The sequence below is a fragment of the Staphylococcus sp. HMSC063F05 genome, assembly GCF_001837075.1.
Taxonomy (GTDB): domain Bacteria; phylum Bacillota; class Bacilli; order Staphylococcales; family Staphylococcaceae; genus Staphylococcus; species Staphylococcus epidermidis.
The window spans coordinates 1-18460 of record NZ_KV831330.1 but is presented as its reverse complement, the minus strand read 5'-3'; the positions used below and the strand labels follow the sequence as shown (position 1 = coordinate 18460).

Annotated in this window: 14 protein-coding genes and 3 pseudogenes; 4 read left to right on the top strand and 13 right to left on the bottom strand. The window is 31.3% G+C overall.

The features are described from left to right. Positions 1 to 58: 58 nt before the first annotated feature. Positions 59 to 372: pseudogene (locus tag HMPREF2576_RS12300) on the bottom strand (recombinase family protein); the annotation flags it as partial. A gap of 120 nt (positions 373 to 492) precedes the next feature. Here HMPREF2576_RS12300 and HMPREF2576_RS11575 point away from each other — a divergent pair. Next, positions 493 to 1051, top strand: a pseudogene (locus HMPREF2576_RS11575) (zinc-binding dehydrogenase); the annotation flags it as partial. Between the two features lie 157 nt (positions 1052 to 1208). Here HMPREF2576_RS11575 and HMPREF2576_RS12445 read toward each other — a convergent pair. The 9 genes and pseudogenes from HMPREF2576_RS12445 to HMPREF2576_RS04270 form a co-directional block, all read right to left on the bottom strand. Next, positions 1209 to 1310 (bottom strand): winged helix-turn-helix transcriptional regulator, encoded by a 102-nt coding sequence (locus tag HMPREF2576_RS12445; protein WP_002494359.1) that lies wholly within the window; start codon positions 1308 to 1310, stop codon positions 1209 to 1211. Positions 1311 to 1546: 236 nt separating this feature from the next. Then, the gene (locus HMPREF2576_RS04325) at positions 1547 to 3805 is read right to left on the bottom strand and encodes an ATP-binding cassette domain-containing protein (RefSeq protein WP_001829332.1); all 2259 of its coding nucleotides are present in this window, start codon (positions 3803 to 3805) and stop codon (positions 1547 to 1549) included. Positions 3806 to 3903: 98 nt separating this feature from the next. Next, positions 3904 to 5337, bottom strand: a pseudogene (gene zwf / locus HMPREF2576_RS12625) (glucose-6-phosphate dehydrogenase); the annotation flags it as partial. Positions 5338 to 6063: 726 nt separating this feature from the next. After that, entirely contained in the window at positions 6064 to 7908 is a 1845-nt protein-coding gene (locus HMPREF2576_RS04295; RefSeq protein ID WP_070856569.1) for a monovalent cation:proton antiporter family protein, read from the bottom strand. A gap of 9 nt (positions 7909 to 7917) precedes the next feature. Next, positions 7918 to 9303 carry a magnesium transporter gene (gene mgtE / locus HMPREF2576_RS04290; RefSeq protein ID WP_001829287.1) on the bottom strand — a complete coding sequence of 462 codons (1386 nt, stop codon included), beginning with the start codon at positions 9301 to 9303 and terminating at the stop codon, positions 7918 to 7920. A gap of 24 nt (positions 9304 to 9327) precedes the next feature. After that, positions 9328 to 10182 (bottom strand): RluA family pseudouridine synthase, encoded by an 855-nt coding sequence (locus HMPREF2576_RS04285; RefSeq protein WP_001829311.1) that lies wholly within the window; start codon positions 10180 to 10182, stop codon positions 9328 to 9330. After that, a complete protein-coding gene (locus HMPREF2576_RS04280; RefSeq protein ID WP_001829306.1) occupies positions 10179 to 10988 on the bottom strand; it encodes an NAD kinase in 810 nt (269 codons plus the stop codon). The genes HMPREF2576_RS04285 and HMPREF2576_RS04280 overlap by 4 nt, the downstream gene beginning before the upstream one ends. Positions 10989 to 11001: 13 nt before the next feature. After that, the gene (locus HMPREF2576_RS04275) at positions 11002 to 11637 is read right to left on the bottom strand and encodes a GTP diphosphokinase (protein ID WP_001829266.1); all 636 of its coding nucleotides are present in this window, start codon (positions 11635 to 11637) and stop codon (positions 11002 to 11004) included. Positions 11638 to 11653: 16 nt separating this feature from the next. Next, positions 11654 to 12001 (bottom strand): UPF0738 family protein, encoded by a 348-nt coding sequence (locus tag HMPREF2576_RS04270; protein WP_001829330.1) that lies wholly within the window; start codon positions 11999 to 12001, stop codon positions 11654 to 11656. Between the two features lie 283 nt (positions 12002 to 12284). On the opposite strand from HMPREF2576_RS04270, the gene HMPREF2576_RS04265 reads away from it, so the two are divergent. The 3 genes from HMPREF2576_RS04265 (at position 12285) to yjbH (ending at position 14142) form a co-directional block, all read left to right on the top strand. Beyond that, complete coding sequence (locus HMPREF2576_RS04265) at positions 12285 to 12875, top strand: CYTH domain-containing protein (protein WP_001829273.1); 591 nt, start codon at positions 12285 to 12287, stop codon at positions 12873 to 12875. Positions 12876 to 12956: 81 nt separating this feature from the next. Further along, entirely contained in the window at positions 12957 to 13322 is a 366-nt protein-coding gene (locus tag HMPREF2576_RS04260) for a truncated hemoglobin YjbI (protein ID WP_002467876.1), read from the top strand. 22 nt (positions 13323 to 13344) lie between these two features. Continuing rightward, complete coding sequence (gene yjbH / locus HMPREF2576_RS04255) at positions 13345 to 14142, top strand: protease adaptor protein YjbH (protein ID WP_070856570.1); 798 nt, start codon at positions 13345 to 13347, stop codon at positions 14140 to 14142. Positions 14143 to 14604: 462 nt separating this feature from the next. Here the strand turns inward: yjbH and pepF are convergent, their stop codons facing one another. From pepF to mecA, 3 genes are all read right to left on the bottom strand, one after another. After that, on the bottom strand, positions 14605 to 16413 hold the full coding sequence (gene pepF, locus HMPREF2576_RS04250; RefSeq protein ID WP_002484757.1) for an oligoendopeptidase F: 1809 nt from the start codon (positions 16411 to 16413) through the stop codon (positions 14605 to 14607). Positions 16414 to 16463: 50 nt separating this feature from the next. Beyond that, positions 16464 to 17444: a competence protein CoiA gene (locus HMPREF2576_RS04245; protein ID WP_002497572.1), complete on the bottom strand. Its 981-nt coding sequence runs from the start codon at positions 17442 to 17444 to the stop codon at positions 16464 to 16466. A gap of 95 nt (positions 17445 to 17539) precedes the next feature. Next, the gene (gene mecA / locus HMPREF2576_RS04240) at positions 17540 to 18262 is read right to left on the bottom strand and encodes an adaptor protein MecA (protein ID WP_001829308.1); all 723 of its coding nucleotides are present in this window, start codon (positions 18260 to 18262) and stop codon (positions 17540 to 17542) included. Between the last annotated feature and the right edge of the window lie 198 nt (positions 18263 to 18460).

The following is an 18460-nucleotide window of genomic DNA, read 5'->3' as shown; positions in this document are numbered from 1 at the left end:
TTTAGATAACGGTAAAACCTTTTCTGAACCATACACATAGCGCATGGCTTTCTATATACAGTAATGGCTTGCCAATGACTTCATCCATCCTAGGCAAACTGGTAATCATCAATTGAACCTCTTTGTCTTTTAAATAATTAACGGTATGAATCACTTCATCATAATTCCGTCCCAAACGGTCAATAGACTCTACAACAAATCTATCTCCCATTCTCACAAAATTAAGTGCTTCTTGAAATATAGGTCTGTTTTCTACTGACTTTCCCGATCTTTTTCTGTAAATATTTTTTCTAAGCCAAATGTTTACAAATTAGCTAGCTGTCTTTCTAAATTTTGTTTTATAGATGATACTCTCGCATAACCAACAATCATTAAATTTTACTTTTCTAATTTTATATATATAATGCAAAAAATCTATACAATAGGATGTAGTTTGGTATTTTTATTTCTTCGTTTAGTTATAGATATTTGAGCAGTTTAAATTACTAAAAAGCACAAAGGTTTGCAAAATTAAAAAGTGCCAGACGTGTCATTGCCATTGATCATGTTGAGCATAGATTAGCTCATACCGAGAAATATAACGGTGCTGAGGTTTATAATTTTTTAAAAGAAGATGACGTAGGAAAACTATTACATGAAACAACACGCGGTGGTGCAGATGTTGTTATAGATTGTGTCGGAATAGATGAACAAGTAGTTCAAGATGACTTAGAAGTTAGCTCAAATTCAATACAGAGAGGAAATATCAGCCCAATTGTTACGGCAACAGAATCAGTGAGAAAATATGGAACAATCCAATTGATAGGTGTCTATGGAACTGCAGCTGATAACTCCCAATTAGACTTAATATTTAATAGAAATGTTCAAGTGAAAAGTGGACAAGCGCCAGTTATTCATATGATGCCAAAACTTTATGACATGATTAAAATAAAGTCTTTGATCCAACAGAAATTATCACTCATACTATGCCTTTAAAAGATGTAAAAGAAGTTATGATATCTTTGATCAGAAAAAAGATAATAATGTTAAAGTCATTTTAAAACCACAATAACATATAGATAAAGACGCCTTACTTTGAATAACTCATTCAAAGTTGAGGCGTCTTTTACATATATATTTAAATTTTAACATTTTTATATTTAGAAATTTTTTCCAGAAATTCATCCCCCCAATCACAAATTGCATAAACTACTTTATCTAGTGTTTTCCTATGTTCGTTTACTTATACTCAACTTTTGTGGAACTACTGAATTGACAATTCTTTCAATAATTTCATCATGCTCTAATTCTCTAAGCTGTCTAATAAGCATTCTTTAATTAATCTCAGGCAACAATTTTTCAAAAACACTAAGTCGTAAAACTTCTGTTTGTAATAACTGATATATGATAGGTGTTTTCCATTTTCCTCAAATAACAGATAAAGCTAAATCTTTAGATGTATAAAATTTCTTGTTATGATGTTCAACATTTTTATATTGAAAGAACCTAGGATGAGAAAAGAGTTGATTGAATATAATAAATATAAACTCATCCAACTCTTCTATTTTTACTGTTTGATATAGCGTTTCAAGTGTTTAGATGTCAATGTTTCTGAACTATCAATGAAGTTTTTAGGTGTTCCACTAAATTGGACCTTTCCGCCATCCAACCCTGGGCCTGGGCCGACATCGATGATCCAATCTGCTTCACACATAATCGATAAATTATGTTCAATCAAAATAACAGTATTGTTTTGATCAATTAAATCATCAAAACACTCCATCAATATAGGGATATCCGATTCATGTAGGCCTGTAGTTGGTTCGTCAAAAATAAAAATACTATTCTTTATCTCTTCATCTAAATGTTGTCCTAGTTTCACGCGTTGAATCTCTCCACCAGACAAAGTGGACAAAGGTTGTCCTAGTGACATATAATTCAAACCTGTCTTACTTACAGATTGTAATTTTGACTTAATATCATTCTTTTTATCAAAGAAAATGATACCTTCGTCAACCGTCAAATTGAGAACATCGGCAATTGAATACCCGTCTATGGTAGCATCTAATACTTCTTGTTTATAACGTTTGCCATGACAAACTTCACATGTCTGTGAAAAATCACCCATAAAAGCAAGTTCCGTTTTAATATAGCCCTTTCCACCACAATTTGGACAGGCACCTTTTGAATTATAACTAAACATAGCTTTATTTAAGCCTGTTTCTTTACTGAAATAGCTTCTTACACTATCAAAAACACCTAAATACGTTAATAGATTAGATCTATTAGATCCTTGAACTGCTTTTTGATCAATAAAGATGGTATGGTCATTATTTTCAAAACCTGCTTTAACAAGGGTACTCTTACCTGAACCAGCAACACCTGTTAAGACTGTTAATACGTGTTTAGGTATAGACGTTTTTACGTTATTTAAATTGTTTTGTGTCACAGGACCGATATTATAAAAGTGGTTAGCTTCACGAATATTCTCTTTTAAATTATGTTTGTTACGTAATGCGTTACCTGTCGAAGTATTTGAAGATAGTAATTCATTATATGTTCCTTCAAATGTGATTTCACCGCCGTTTTTTCCTGAACCTGGCCCCATATCTATGATATAGTCTCCTTCTTTAATGACATCGGGATCATGTTCAACAATTAACACAGTATTACCTTTTTCTTTTAATGATTTTAAAATTTCATTGATTTTAGCTATATCTTCCGGATGCAAGCCAACACTTGGTTCATCTATAATGTAAACTAAATCCGATAAAGAACTATTTAAATGACGTATTAATTTAAGCCGTTGCGCTTCACCGCCTGATAATGTCGTTGTTACACGGTTAAGCGTTAAATAACTTAATCCAATATATTCTAGTGCTTCTAACTGCTTTTTGAGAGGATCAATAATATATTTGGCTGTTGGATCCTCTAATTTATTAAGAAACTCTAAATTTTCCTTAATTGTCATTTGTGTGAAATCAGAAATATTTTTACTCATAATTTTAGAACTTAATATTTTCGAGTTTAGACGTTGACCTTTACATGTTGAACAGATTTTATTATTTACTACATTTTTAAGATGTTTGGCGTAGCGTTTCTTATTAAATTCTTTATCACCTAAAAATATTCTACTGAATCTAGGTATTAGTCCTACATATTTAGCTGACTTTCTCCATTCTTTAGGAGGATTTTTTAATGTCATTGGCTCTTGATATAAAAACAATTCTAATTCATCTTTTGTATAATCTTTCAATTTTTTATTATTATCAAATAAACCACTATCTCGATAGGCTTTACCACGCTCTTTGTCTGGTCCAAAAGAAGGAAAGTCTATTGCACCTTCATTTAAAGACTTATCCCAATCTAGCAATTCATCTAAGTTAATGTCTTCAATATATCCTAATCCCTCACAAGTTTTACACATGCCCTTAGGACTATTGAAGGAATATGCATCTGAATAACCAACAAACGGTTCGCCTATTCTAGACCACAGTAATCTAACAGAAGCATATATATCTGAAACTGTTCCTACCGTGGAGCGAGAATTCCCATTGAATCTTTTCTGATTAATCGTCATTGCTACAGGAAGATTTTTAATTTTCTTTACTTTCGGTCTGGGTTGTTGATTTAAATGAAATTGAATATAACTAGAATAACTTTCATTTAGTAGCTGTTCAGACTCCGCAGCAACAGTATTAAACACTAAAGATGATTTCCCTGAACCAGAACGACCTGTAAATACCGTTACTAAGTGTTTTGGGATATTTACATCTATGTTTTTCAAGTTATTTTGTGAAGCACCTGTAATATTAATAAAATCCATTAATTGTCCTCCCTTTATAAACTTTATAACATTGATTATTGCATATTAATTAAGGATTAACTACTCATTCAAAACACGACAACTTTAGGTCTTTTATATTACAAATTATTCCACCAATTCAATCCGTCTTCACTAAGTAATTTTTCACTTTCTTTAGGCCCATAGCATCCAAAGGCATAATTAGGAAACTGTGGCTATTCTTGTTTCCATACATTTTCAATATCATCAATAAATTTCCAAGAATTTTTAATTCTTCCCAATGAGTAAATTTTGTTTGTTCTCCAATTAATGTATCGTAAATAAGATTTTCATATGCATCAACTGTGTTCATTTTATCTTTAATCGGCATAGTATAAGAAAGCTTCACTTTTTGCATTTCATTATTTTGATTACTTTTCTTACCATTCACACATAAAGAAAATCCTTCATTAGGTTGTACGTTGATGACTAATAAGTTTGATACATTCTGTTCACAATTACTATAATAAAATTGCATTGGATTTTTTAAACTCTATAACGATTTGGATAGATTTTTTTCATTCTTTTTTCTGTACGAATATAAAATGTAACACTAGCCCATTTAGAGTTTTCAATTTCTATTTTACCTGCTACAAAAGTTTCAGTATTAGATTGTGAATTTACATTAGGTTCATTTCTATATGCAGGAACGAACTCATTATTCATCATTCCCCCATCATATTGACCACGTACGAAACTTTCTTTAATTTCATTTGGATTAAAACATTTCAAGGATCTTAAGACTTGAACTTTTTCTTTTCTTATATCACTACTTTTTCTACTAATTGGAGGTTCTATTGCAAGTAATTAAACCATTTGTAATAAATGATTTTGAACCATGAATTTTAGGGCGCCGCTTGATTCGTAGTAACCACCACGATATTCTATACTAATCGTTTCTGAAGAAGTTGCTTGTATATTGGAAATATACTTATTATTCCAAAGTGGTTCAAATATAGTGTTTCAAAATCGTAGACGTTCAATATTTTGAATCATTTCTTTACTTAAATAGTGACCAATTCCAAATATTTCTTCTTCTTTAAAAGACTTACTTATTTGATTATTTAATTTTTTTGCAGATTTTAAATCATCACCAAATGGTTTTTCTATAATTATTCGCATTAACCCTTTTACGTTCGTTAATCCAGACTCTTTCAAGTGGTTTGTTGCAACTCCAAAAATTTAGGGGACATTGCAAGATAGAACAATCGATTTTCTTTTAGGTCAAACTTATCATCTAGTTCTAAACTCATTTCCAAAAATTTTTGGTAGCTATCTTTACTATTAGCGTCCTGTTGTTTATAAAATAAACGTTTTAAAAACGCACCAATTTCCTTTGAGTTTTCAATATTATTTTGAATAGCATTTTTGACTTTTTCTCTAAATTCATCAGTAGTTAACTCATTTAAACCACTGCCAATAATTGTTAGTGAATTTTCAAAGTATCCTTTTTGAAACAAATTATAAATAAATGGGAAAAATTTTCGATAGCTTAAAACACCTGTTGCTCCAAAATAAAGAGCTTCTTATTCAGTAGAAACAAAGTATAAAGCCGTTGAAATGAAAGCAGCAGAATTTTCAACAAAAGAAATTATGAAAGAATTAAATATTAGAAATAGAACACAAGTAAAAAGTTGGTGGCTATGGTATCAAAATGAGGAAAGTATGTTTGTTTTATATCTTTATCCTCAGTCATTAATTATTTGTCTATCTTTGCATTTCTCTACTAACCAGTGTTAAAATCAATGTATTTATCAATTCCTTTGTCAATTTGATGACCAACCCAGTCAATTTTTTAACTCGTACCTAATCCTTTAGTTGAATTTACTATGTCAACGCCAACGAATTTTCGCATATTAAATCTAATTTGTTCTCCACTAGCTACAATAACGGCTGAAAAGAATTATATCCGAGAATCATAAGCAAGTCCTTGTGACCCACCCGCTCCACAATTACATGATACTTTTTTGGAAACAATCATATCTACTTAAAATACTTTTCACTATAATTTCAACATTAGAAGAGTAGCCTTTTGATGTTAAAAAAAGTATTAAGCAACTGACTAAAAGTGCTTAATACTTTTTGTTATCAGAAAAGCGACGTCAACATAGAAACAAAACTTTTAAACAATTTATTCTAAGTTATGAAGCTTATTAAAATACATTTAACTTTTTATCTTAGATAAATACTAACAATAACGTACATAATCGAAACCTGATAGTATATAAACAATGCCGTGTTTAATAATAAAATTCCAATTCTTGCTTTAATTCATCTACATATTCTTTAGTTCCCGTCACAATCAAACGATCTTTATATCGTAACTGTGTATCACCATGAGGTACGATTGAATCGTTATCTCTTATAATACGAACAAAAATAATATCGCCACCAAATGGGAAATTACGTAATTGAATATTTTCATACTGATAATTTAACATTTGAATTTCATATAGAGATGTTTCTACATTACTTAATAAATTCAGCATATTAGGTGTTTCTATTAAACTTTTTAGTAAGATTTTATTACTTAAATAATTACTAAACACCTCTATACCTTGATGTTTCAATGTCGGATCTTCGTTTGTGCTTTCGAGTCGACATATAACACGTTTAACACCATGTTTTTTAGCCATTAACGCAACGCTTTTATTTATATGGTCATCATTTGTAGAACATACAACAATATCTCGCTCGAAAAGTCCCAAGCGTTCTAATAAATCTTCTTCGTAATCTGCTATTTCTATCATAGTAATATCGTCAGAGAGCTTTCTACTATCACTCAAATCTTTTCGATAGTATAAAGAAATATCATATAATTGAGAAGTTAAATTTTGTGCTATTGGAATAGTTAATTGATTCTTTCCAATCATACTTACTTCTATGCGGCGTCCCACTTCATTAGGAATTGGGAACATCTTCTTGAATATCACGGGTACGAAGACACATGTAATCACAGCACTAAGAATTAAAATGCCTGAAGTTTCCGGAGAAATCGCTTTTAATTTTTCAGCAATTTTAGCCGCAGCTATAACAAGTGATAAAGTTGATGTAAGTAAGAAAGCAGATGCAATGGTAGTTTTAGTGTCAAACCAGCGTCTAATGTAAAATACTGGTATCAATTTTGAAATAATAAATGAAAAAATGAGTACAGGTATAATAAGTAACAACGATGGTTCTTTAATTAAACTTGGGATATCTAAATCGACACCTACCATGATAAAGAAAATTGGAATAAAGAAACCATAACCAAAGGAATCTAATTTTTCGACCATCTCTTCATTAGGTTTAAGTAAAGAAACAACGACACCGGCAAGAAATGCACCTAATATGTATTCAGCACCAACACCTTCAGCAAGTGCTACTAATAAAATAATAAGTGCAAATACTGCTCTTATACCTATTTGCGTTGTACCATCCATTAACTTTTGTAAGAAGGACATACGTTTAAATAACACACCGATTACATAAAAGACAACTGTAAATACGACTAAAATACCTGTAAGCCATATTGTACTACCACCTTCACCATAAATAGCACCATAAACAGTTAGTAAAATCATGGTAAATAAATCTGCTAATACAGCTACTAGTAAAATAAATTGTCCTATCGTTGTACGCATAATGTTCATTTCTTTAAGGGTTGGTACTACAACTCCTAAAGAAATTGATGAAATGATGATCACCATTAAAAGGACATCATTAACTAATCCTAACCATTTAAATGCAAAAGCTAAAACAACCGAAATCATCATAATAAATGCAAATACTGTCAGTGCCAGTTTAAGATGCCCAGGTACATCCTTTTCATGTTTATCTTCTCCTTGTCTTGGACGTGAATCCTTTTTAAATGCATTAAAGTCAATTTCTAGACCACTTAAAAACATTAAAAAGATAAACCCAAGCGTAGATAAAATATTAAGGAATGCATCTCTTTCCACTAAATTGAGAAAAGAGTGACCTATCACTATCCCCATCAATATTTCAGCTACAACAACAGGAAGAAAGTTTATATTAAAACGATGCACAATGATCGGAGTCATAAATGCAGCTACGACGACTATAACTAAAGATAAGAATTCCATATGACCTCCTTATGTTAGGTATGACATGAATGATGTAGCTAATCCGAAATAAATAAGCATACTCACAATGTCATTAATTGTTGTAATAAAAGGACCACTTGCAACAGCAGGATCAATTTTACATTTGTTCATTACTAAAGGAATCATTGAACCAACTAATGTACCTACTGTCATTGCGCATGTCAAACTTCCACCTACTATTAAAGCTAATAACGGTTGTCTGAATATGACGACAATAATTAGGAAAAGGATAACTGCACATACAATACCAGATAATAAACCACTTCCCGCTTCTCGCAATGCAATCTTAAATTTACTCTGTTCATTTATTTCCCCAGTAGATATATTACGGACAGAAACGGCTAATGATTGTGTACCAGAATTTCCTGACATACCACTTATAATTGGAATAAATGCTGCAAGTAATGCCACTTGAGATAAAGTATCTTCAAAACTACCTAATATTGTAGCAGTAATCATACCCAAAAATGTTAATACAATGAGCCATGGTAACCTTTTACTCGCCGTTTTAAACACTGAGTCACTTGTAGAATCTATGTCAGATACCCCAGCTAATCGTGAGTAGTCTTCACTTGCTTCTTCATCCATAACATCCAGGATATCATCAATAGTAATAATACCTAGTAAATGATTTTGATAATCTACAACTGGAACAGCTATAAAATCATAGTCTCTCATTAATTGAGCAATATCTTCTTGGTCATCACCGACATTAGCACTGATGACACGTTCACTCATAACATCTTCAATGTATGCATCATTCTCAGCTACAATAAGATCTCTAAGTGATAGAACACCAACAAGTTGTTCATCTTCATTTACTGCGAATATGACATATATTGTTTCAGCATCAGGCGCTTGTTCTTTTACGTGAATTAACGCTTCTTTAACAGGTGTAGTTGATTTTAAAGAGATAAACTCCGTAGTCATTATACCGCCGGCAGTATCTTCTTCATAATGTAATAAAGCTTTGATTTCATTAGCTTTATCTTTGTTCATTAATGTTAGCAAACTCGCCACTTTAGGTTTAGATAACTCATTTAAAATATCTACTGCATTATCGTAAGACATTTCCTCTAAGACATGACTAGCATAGGTAGCGTCCATATTATCAAAAAGGCTCTCATAATCATCGTCATCAAAGTCTAATTGATCAAAGAAATTTGCTACTTCTTTGGGTGATAAAAACTCAAATATTTTTTGTCTATTTTCATCATCCGTATCTTCAAAGTATTCACTTTGTTCATAGTTATGTAATTCTAAAAATTCTTTTCTGAATTCATCTATATCATTTTGATCTAATAATCGATCAAATAATTCTTTATCATATACGTCTTCACGAACGTTGTCTTTCATTTCAGTTTCGTTAGACATGTTAACACCTCCAAAACATATTTATTATACCATGTTGAATAATTTAATTAATTGTTTGTAGTCAACATTTATTAGGTAATGAGATCTATATATGGGGTGGATAAATTCAACTGAACAGCAATGTAACGCTTGTCCATGAACGCAAGGATGATTTCCACCGTACAAATCATCACCAATTAATGGATGTCCAATATACTCAAAGTGAACTCGAATTTGATGCGTTCTTCCAGTAAGCAATTTAACCTTACATAAACTAGCAGTCTCATTTTGCATAAGCCTTTGATAGACTGTTTTTGCATACTTCCCCTTATCATTAACTTCTCGTTTAATGATACTATCACTCCGCCTTGCAATTGGCGCTTCAATAACACCTGAAGATTGTGTATGGCCATAGGCTAAGGCGACATATTCTTTTTTAAATTTCACCTTTGAAAACAAATGATGTACATGCCCAAATTTAGCAAATACAACTAAACCTGAAGTATTTCGATCAAGTCGAGTCACAATATGAGGATTTATTTTTTCGCCTTTTTTTGTATAATAAGCAAGCACTTGTTCTACTAAACTGCCATGGGGATGTTCTCTAGAAGGTGCACAATTTTGCATTTGTGGCTTGTTTACAATTATCAAATACGCATCCTCATAAATGACTTCTAATTCCTTATCGTATGGAATCAAATTCTCACTTGGTGTTTCACATGGAAAATGAACTTCTAATCTATCACCTTTGTTCATAACATGTCTGACAGTTACAGGTGAACCGTTTAATAGTAAAGCGCCATTTAATTTAATGGCGCTCAACGTGCGTTTAGAATAATCTTGATTTTTCAAAAAAGTTTTCACTGGTTCTGACTGTACAATTTGATATGTTAAAATCATCGTTCATCATCACTAGAAATAAATGAGTCATGTACCCTTTTCCAAAACGGAAATGGACGAAATCTGGCAAAACGCACTTTCTCATTAGCAACTCTATACTGTATTGCATTGACGTTTTTGTGCTTAATGCTAACATGATCGATTGTGGTTCTAATCGTATCGTGATTTACCGGCGTAATTAAACACGTATGATGTTTAGGAAGTACTAATGGCGAGCCTACTGTTCTAAACACTCTATTATTAATAGATGCAATTTCAGCAATTTGCATCGCTTCAAGTGATGGATGTATGAGCGCACCACCTAAAGCTTTATTATAAGCTGTCGAACCCGAAGGTGTAGATATACACAACCCATCTCCTCTAAATCGTTCGAAATGTTTACCTCTTATATTGACGTCTACAACCAATGTTGAGCCATTTTCAGTTTTCATTGTTGCTTCATTTAAAGCAAGGTATCTCGTTTCATAACCATTATCGTTATACCTGACTATTAATTCTAAAAGTGGATATTCAATAACTTGAAACTCCGAATTATTAATTTCAATAATAAGCTTTTCAACTTCATGAGGTAACCAATCTGCATAAAATCCTAAATGACCGGTGTGTATCCCGACAAAAGCAACTTTGGATAACATATGACTATATTGATGGAAAGCTTGTAGTAACGTTCCATCTCCCCCAACTGAAATGACAATTTCAGGATTTTCGCTATCTTCTACCATTTGAAAATCTTTCATATGATTGATCATTTTATGCTTTAATGCATTCGATTTTGAATCACCTTTAGTAAGGATTGTATAACGCATGATTTACACCTCATTAATCATTTTCATGTTTCTTAGCACGTTTTTGCGTGTAATACTTTTGAGCTTCTTGAATTTCATCTTTAATTTCGGACATTTCTTCATCTAATAAATATGCCGCTTCTGCTGCTCTTTCTAAACGATGTTGAATCTCATCTGGGTATGCCCCATCATATTTATACCTTAATGTATGTTCGATTGTAGCCCAGAAGTTCATTGCTAAGGTTCTGATTTGAATTTCAGCCAAGATGTGCTTTTGTCCACTTAGTGTTTCAATAGGATATTTAATAATCACGTGATAAGAACGATAGCCACTTGCTTTTGTATTTCGAATGTAATCTCTTTCTTCTATAACCTTGAAATCTTGACGTTGTCTTAATATATCAACAACTATGTCAATATCATCCACGAATTGACACATAATTCTAAGACCAGCTATATCGTACATTTCTTCATGTAAACAATCAAAAGGGATACCCCTTTTGTTCGCTTTGTCTATAACGCTTGAAATAGGTTTTACCCTTCCAGTCACAAATTCAATTGGTGAATTATGTTCTCCCACTTCATATTGTTTTCTTAATCCTTTAAGTTTTACTTTTAACTCATCAACAGCTTGCTTATATGGCGTTAAAAATTGATCCCACTGGTTCATTTTGTTTCACTCCGCTTCACTCTAGTTCGAAAGTTTTTTCAACAGCTGAAACAAACTCCTTACCATAGTTATTGTTTCCTTCTATGTTATTCAAAACATAATCTAATTCTTCTTGGAAATGCTTTAGTTCTAAATGATTATTAATAATGATTCGTTTATCTCTATTCTCATGCAACATCGACCATGTTTCCTGAACAAAAATCAAATATGAATATGATTGTCCATCATCTAAAAGATAAGCAAAACCATAATTATCACTATCAACAAGCATTTGACCTACCTCTTCTAGTCCCTCTGTAGATTCTTCTGAGAAGCAATAAACGCCATCATCTTTTAATTTAATTTCATTTATGTAAATACGCATGCTTGTTTCCTCCTTATTCCATACTAGTTTAACATATTACAACCTATCAAAACACGCTACAACTCACAGAAAAATCTTCTAGTCTCTCATGTTTTTACTGTTATCATTACTCATACTTTTATGATGATTTAGTGATCACCACAATCTTTTTATCATGTAACTAACCTAGTAAATTTAAGTTTCAACTTTTACTTATAGTGTTTGACTTTAATTATAAATCAAAATTCGTCATAATAAGACGTGCTAAATTTACAATAGCTAAAACATGATAGAGGTGACTTTTATGTCTACGAATAATGAGATTGAATTTAAACAAATACTAAATCAAGATACTTACTCAAAAATCTATGAACTCTATTTCAAAAATCAATCACCTTTTAAGCAAACTAATTTCTATATCGACACAGAGAATTTTAAATTAAAACAGCATCAGGCTGCTTTGCGTATAAGGGTCAAAGATTATATGTATGAAATGACTTTAAAAGTTCCTGCTGAAGTTGGATTGACAGAATATAATCACTCAGTAAATATAGAACCTAAACTTGATATGTCACTTCAACTTTCCCAATTACCCAATGATATTAGAAATATTTTAGAACAGGACTTTAATATTTTAGAAAATGAGCTTAAAGTGCTAGGAAACTTAACTACCTATCGTTTAGAAACCGAATATCAAAATGAATTACTAGTATTAGATAAGAGTGAATATCTCGGCAAAACTGATTATGAATTAGAGTTTGAAGTTCATTCTTATGATGAAGGGTATTCAAAATTTAAAAGTTTACTTCAACATTTTAATCTTCAACATCAAAAACCCTTGAATAAAGTGCAACGTTTTTTTCAAGAAAAACAAAATGCAAGTGATAAAGATTAACAGTTGTCGATAAGGCAAATTACTTTTAAATGTAAAAATTCATGTTATATTAGATATATATTAATGGAACACGGTGATATTATGTCTAAAACACCATATGAGTTGATTGGTCAAAAAGCCTTGTATCAAATGATTGATCATTTCTATCAACTTGTCGAGAAAGATTCTCGTATCAATCATTTATTCCCAGGCGATTTCAAGGAAACCAGTCGAAAGCAGAAACAATTTTTGACACAGTTTCTTGGAGGTCCTGACTTATATACACAAGAACATGGTCATCCCATGTTAAAACGAAGACATATGGAATTTACAATTAGCGAGTATGAACGTGATGCATGGCTTGAGAACATGCATACTGCTATTCAACACGCCCAACTTCCTGCGGGTGTAGGCGATTACTTGTTTGAGCGATTAAGACTTACTGCAAATCACATGGTAAATTCCTAAATTTAATTGTAGGTGAAAATACATGGCTGAAGAATTAAGAATCATGGAGAATAAGAGTCGTGAAGATACTAATCTATCACCTGTTAGCAAAATAGAAATCTATTCTTTTTTTGATCCTTTTAGCAAAGATTGTTTTAAATTATCTGCAATCTTATCAAAATTAAGAATTGAATATAATAAATATATAAAGATAAGACATATTTTAAACCCTTCTTTAAAGGTATTAACTAAGTGTCAAGCTCAAAGTACTTCAGATTTTGACAATATTGCACTTGCCTATAAAGCCGCTGAACTTCAAGGTCGTATCAGAGCAGAAAGATTTATACATTTAATGCAAAATGAAATCATTCCAAAACGTGATATTATTACCGAAGATATGATTTCTGATTGTATTAATAATGCCGGCATTGACTATCAAGTTTTTAAAGAAGACTTGCAAAAGGACAAGTTGACTGACAGCTTGAAAGTTGATCTTCACATTGCAAGAGAAATGGAAATAGAACAAGCTCCCTCACTTGTTTTTTTCAGCGAAAATGTTCATGAAGAAGGTTTAAAAGTCGAAGGATTATATCCTTATCATATTTATACTTACATTATTAATGAGTTAATGGGACAACCTATAGAGAAAAATCTTCCTCCAAAATTAGAATACTACATTCAAAAGAAACAACTAGTAACAATGGAAGAACTTTTAATGATCTATGAATGGCCTGAAAAATTGCTAAATAAAGAATTAAAGAAACTCACACTTCAACAAAAAGTTGAAAAGTTGCAATATCCAGAGGGAGAATTTTGGAAATCTAAAATGCCTCAGTGTTAATGATAGATATGATGAGAGCTATACAAATTTCATTTTGAAAATTATATCTTAATTACGATAGCGTGGACTCTCGAGTATAAAAAGAAGAATTCACATTTATGTTTAACTCAGTTATCTATAATTTAAAAAATCGCCTATGACGTGAATAGTTGTCATAGGCGATTTTTAATATTTACTGATTTATTTTTTATTAAAAATATACACAATAATGTATATATCATGTATAGCAAAAATTTTTAAATTCACTTTAAAAATTTGCAAATAAAAAAACGCCGTGTCTGATTACACGACGCTAAACAAAGGGGATGGGAGAAATTTTTCACTTCAAACAAAGGGGTATGTTTGTTATGTGATTAATTTCATGTTCATAATATAACACGGTAAAATATCCTTTTCAACCCTTGTTTATTCATAAAACCAAATTGTCACAATCTGTTCATATTGTAAGCGAATTCAATTCTACTAAGCTTTCATTAACTTTTCAAAAGCATCTAATTTTTGTTCGAATACTTCACAAGCTTCCTCTATTGGTTGAGGTGTTGTCATGTCAACACCTGCATTTTTTAATATTTCAATCGGATAGTTTGAGCTACCCTTTTTTAAGAATTCATTGATATATCGTTCAACAGCAGGTTGACCCTCAGTTAAAATTTGATGACTTAAACTTTGTGCTGCACTATAACCAGTTGCGTATTGATATACATAATAATTCATATAGAAATGAGGAATACGTGACCATTCTTTACTAATATCATCGTCAGTTTCTACTGCTTCACCAAAATATAGTTTGTTCAGTTTAGCATATTCTTCATTCATACGATTTGGCGTTAACGGCTCCCCAGCTTCTTCTATTTGATGTATTTTATGTTCAAATTCAGCAAACATTGTTTGACGGAATAGTGTTGCTCTAAATCGTTCTAATTCTTGGTTAAGTAACAATAGACGTCGTTCATCATCTAAATGTTTGTCCATGTAGTCACTAAGTAAAGCCTCATTACAAGTTGATGCTACCTCAGCGACAAAGATTGTATAATCGCTTAAATTTGATGGTTGATTCTGTCTACTAAAGTAACTATGTGCAGAGTGACCAAATTCATGTACTAAAGTATATAAATCAGAAACAGTGTCTGACCAGTTAAGTAAAATGAAAGGATTAGTTAAATGTCCACCGGATGAATATCCACCTGAACGTTTACCTTTATTTTCATATACATCGACCCAACGGTTATCTAGACCTTTCTTAACCACGTTTAAGTATTCTTCTCCCATTGGTTCAAGTGCTTTTAACATCCAGGATTTTGCCTCTTCATATGGCATTTCAAATTTGACATCTTTAACAAGAGGTGTATAAAGATCATACATTTTTAAATCGTCTAAACCTAGTAACTCTTGTCTAAGCTTCGTGTATCTGTGTAATAAAGGTAAGTATTTATGGACCGTTTTGATTAAGTTATCGTAAACAGCTTCTGGAATATGATTATTACTTAAAGCTCTTTCACGTGCTGAACGATAATGATGAGTTCTAGCATTAAATACATTTTTCTTAACCTCACCAGCTAAAGTAGCACCTAGCGTGTTATTATGCGCACCGTATGCTTTATAAACATTTCTAAAAGCAGAAGCTCTTAACTCACGATCATCAGACTCTAAATACTTGATAAATGTACCTTGTGTTAAAGGATAAGCTTGACCATCTTTATCTATAGCATCTTCAAATTCTAAATCTGCATTGCTGAACATTCCATATACATTAGAAGGCGTTGAAAGTGCGTCTTGTGCTTCTGTTAATAACTTTTCTGTATTCGCATCTAATATATGTGGACGTTTCTCATTAATCAATTTCAAATCAAATTCATATCGTTTTAAATCATTATTAGAATCGATAAAAGATTGAATAGTAGCTTCATCTAGTTGTAAAATTTCAGGTACTAAAAAACTCCATGCAGAGCTATATTTAATAACAAGTTGATGTGCACGCGCTTCTAAACCGGTATATTTATCATTTGCAGTATCTTGATCTTGTTTTAAATGTGCGTATACATATACCTTTTCTAATTTTGTACCTAACTCGTCTTCAAGACTTAGCGCTTCATATAATGTTTCAGCACTTTCTCCAAGATGACCTTTAAATTTTTCTTCTTCACCTATTTTAGCTTCAATACTTTTAAAAGCTTCTTCAAATGCTTCATCACTTTTAAAAATAGTTGTTAAATCCCATGTATATTCAGGATATTTACGTTCCTGTTCTTCTCTTGTTAATTGTTGACTCATAATGTAAACCTCCTTAATAATCTGAATAGCTTAATTTTCTCATTTTAGCACTACTTTTGCACGTTTAAGCTTTCGTGTTCATATAAATAATCAAATTCACGCAAAATAGTACTTAATATTTGACGTTTGTCGTATTGAAACGTTGCAAACACCCTAAACTTCACTTGACTAAGAAGTTGTTTACATAATTCGTTGTCATTTAATGTTCTTCTTAGCAACAAATATTTTAATTGCCATTCTATTGGATGCGTTATTAAATATATTTGATGTGGTACAACATATCCTAATTTACAAATTACATCAGAATCATACATATTTAATTGATACATGGCACTGAGTGTAGGTTCTAAAACACTGTGGCGCTTTCTACAATAGTTTATATAACGTTGTATATTAGAAGCAGATAACCTAAAATTGGGAACATTATTTGATTGAAAAGTCATATTTATTATATCCTCAAATTTTAAAACTTTTCTTTGAGCAACAAAATTTTTACCGCCTACATGTTGAAGTTGACTATATAATATTAATACAAACTTTTTGGAATCCCATGTTACTAATGTTCTATTAATTGGATGAATAAAAGCACTTTGAAATGGTGATAATTTAACGTATTTATATTTCAAAGGAACATCTTTAATAATCCAAATCACATTCAAACCTATTCGCTTTAAACCAGTTGTTCGGCGAATAATTTTACTGATACTTATTTTAGAAAATTGAACTTCAATTGCATTTTCTTGATTGATCACAATATCTGGATATTGCAAAACTTCTTTGTAATAAGGTTCAATTTCCACGTTAAAATTCAATGCTTTATAAATTCTTGCTAAATATAACTTTGCTTCATAATGTTCAACTGATTCTGACTTTGAACAGCGGTGATTAAAACGTGTTTTATGCGCAAAGTGAGCTATTAAAGTCATCCCTTGTTTGAGTATCACCTCAGACTTACAGTGAGGACATTGATATTTATCAAATTTGTTTGCATGTTGCGCTAAAATTTTCTGACCTTGCTGATTGATTGCCATTAACATCTCTTCACCCCATTATTAATAACGGAGTACAGCATAGTTTTACTTTTTAAAATAAAAAAAGGTGCCCAATGGCACCTTTTAAATCATTATTATTCGTTTGTATCAGTAAAGTATTTACGTACTTGAGAAGTAACATTGTGACTCATAATAATCTTAGCGTAGTCGTTTAAATAAATATTTGTTTTATCAGTTGGATATGCAAACTCCAATAACTGACTATAACTATCGTTAATCATCTCTTGTGAAACTGAATCATCAAAATGAATTGAGTAATAATATTTATTATCAATCATATATAATAAATCTTCAAATTCATCAGTGTTTTGATTATTATGATAAGCATAGTCGATAACTTGCTCTAAATCGTCAAACTTCACTATAATATTTCTCACATTTGATGGCTTATGCGCACGTCTTTGTTGTTTATCTTGATGGTTTTTCTTTTGTTGTTTACGTTGTTCAAATAAATCTTCTAAACTTTCTTCACCTTCAAGTGTTTGAGCCAATAATTCATTTACCTGATCATCAAATTGATGATTTGTATCATCATCTGACATATTCATAGCATCTTCATTTTTTGATTTAGAAATTGTTACTTCCACGCCCTTTTCAAAAGCGTGTACTTGAATCCAAAGTGGACCTTCAACTACAAAATCCTCTTCTTCATTAATTTCATCCATCATTGACCAGAAAAATTCTTCACCACGTTTACGGTTACTCCATAGGTCTTCACGACTAAAACCACGTGCTTCAATGTCACTATATGTTATAAACAATTTTACTGTTGTATCATCAACACGTTCTATTCTCATATCATCTCACTCCTTACAGTCGATGAATAGTAACCATATTGTATTAGAACGGAGGTTAAATTACAATTTATTTGTTTGATTAAATTTAACTATTATTCATTTGGACATCTATTCTAACATATTCCCTGTTTTATTAACAAAAAACTTACTTTAAATAAGATTATATATAAAACATACTAAGATTAGCTATGAAGAAAT

Bases quoted from the DNA above. Each gene is read 5' to 3' on its own strand.
- HMPREF2576_RS04295 (WP_070856569.1), bottom strand. From the start codon at position 7,908: ATGGAATTCTTATCTTTAGTTATAGTCGTCGTAGCTGCATTTATGACT.
- HMPREF2576_RS04245 (WP_002497572.1), bottom strand. From the start codon at position 17,444: ATGGCAATCAATCAGCAAGGTCAGAAAATTTTAGCGCAACATGCAAAC.
- pepF (WP_002484757.1), bottom strand. From the start codon at position 16,413: ATGAGTCAACAATTAACAAGAGAAGAACAGGAACGTAAATATCCTGAA.
- yjbH (WP_070856570.1), top strand. From the start codon at position 13,345: ATGGCTGAAGAATTAAGAATCATGGAGAATAAGAGTCGTGAAGATACT.
- mecA (WP_001829308.1), bottom strand. From the start codon at position 18,262: ATGAGAATAGAACGTGTTGATGATACAACAGTAAAATTGTTTATAACA.
- HMPREF2576_RS04280 (WP_001829306.1), bottom strand. From the start codon at position 10,988: ATGCGTTATACAATCCTTACTAAAGGTGATTCAAAATCGAATGCATTA.
- HMPREF2576_RS04270 (WP_001829330.1), bottom strand. From the start codon at position 12,001: ATGCGTATTTACATAAATGAAATTAAATTAAAAGATGATGGCGTTTAT.
- HMPREF2576_RS04325 (WP_001829332.1), bottom strand. From the start codon at position 3,805: ATGGATTTTATTAATATTACAGGTGCTTCACAAAATAACTTGAAAAAC.
- HMPREF2576_RS04285 (WP_001829311.1), bottom strand. From the start codon at position 10,182: ATGATTTTAACATATCAAATTGTACAGTCAGAACCAGTGAAAACTTTT.
- HMPREF2576_RS04275 (WP_001829266.1), bottom strand. From the start codon at position 11,637: ATGAACCAGTGGGATCAATTTTTAACGCCATATAAGCAAGCTGTTGAT.
- HMPREF2576_RS12445 (WP_002494359.1), bottom strand. From the start codon at position 1,310: ATGCTTATTAGACAGCTTAGAGAATTAGAGCATGATGAAATTATTGAA.
- HMPREF2576_RS04265 (WP_001829273.1), top strand. From the start codon at position 12,285: ATGTCTACGAATAATGAGATTGAATTTAAACAAATACTAAATCAAGAT.
- mgtE (WP_001829287.1), bottom strand. From the start codon at position 9,303: ATGTCTAACGAAACTGAAATGAAAGACAACGTTCGTGAAGACGTATAT.
- HMPREF2576_RS04260 (WP_002467876.1), top strand. From the start codon at position 12,957: ATGTCTAAAACACCATATGAGTTGATTGGTCAAAAAGCCTTGTATCAA.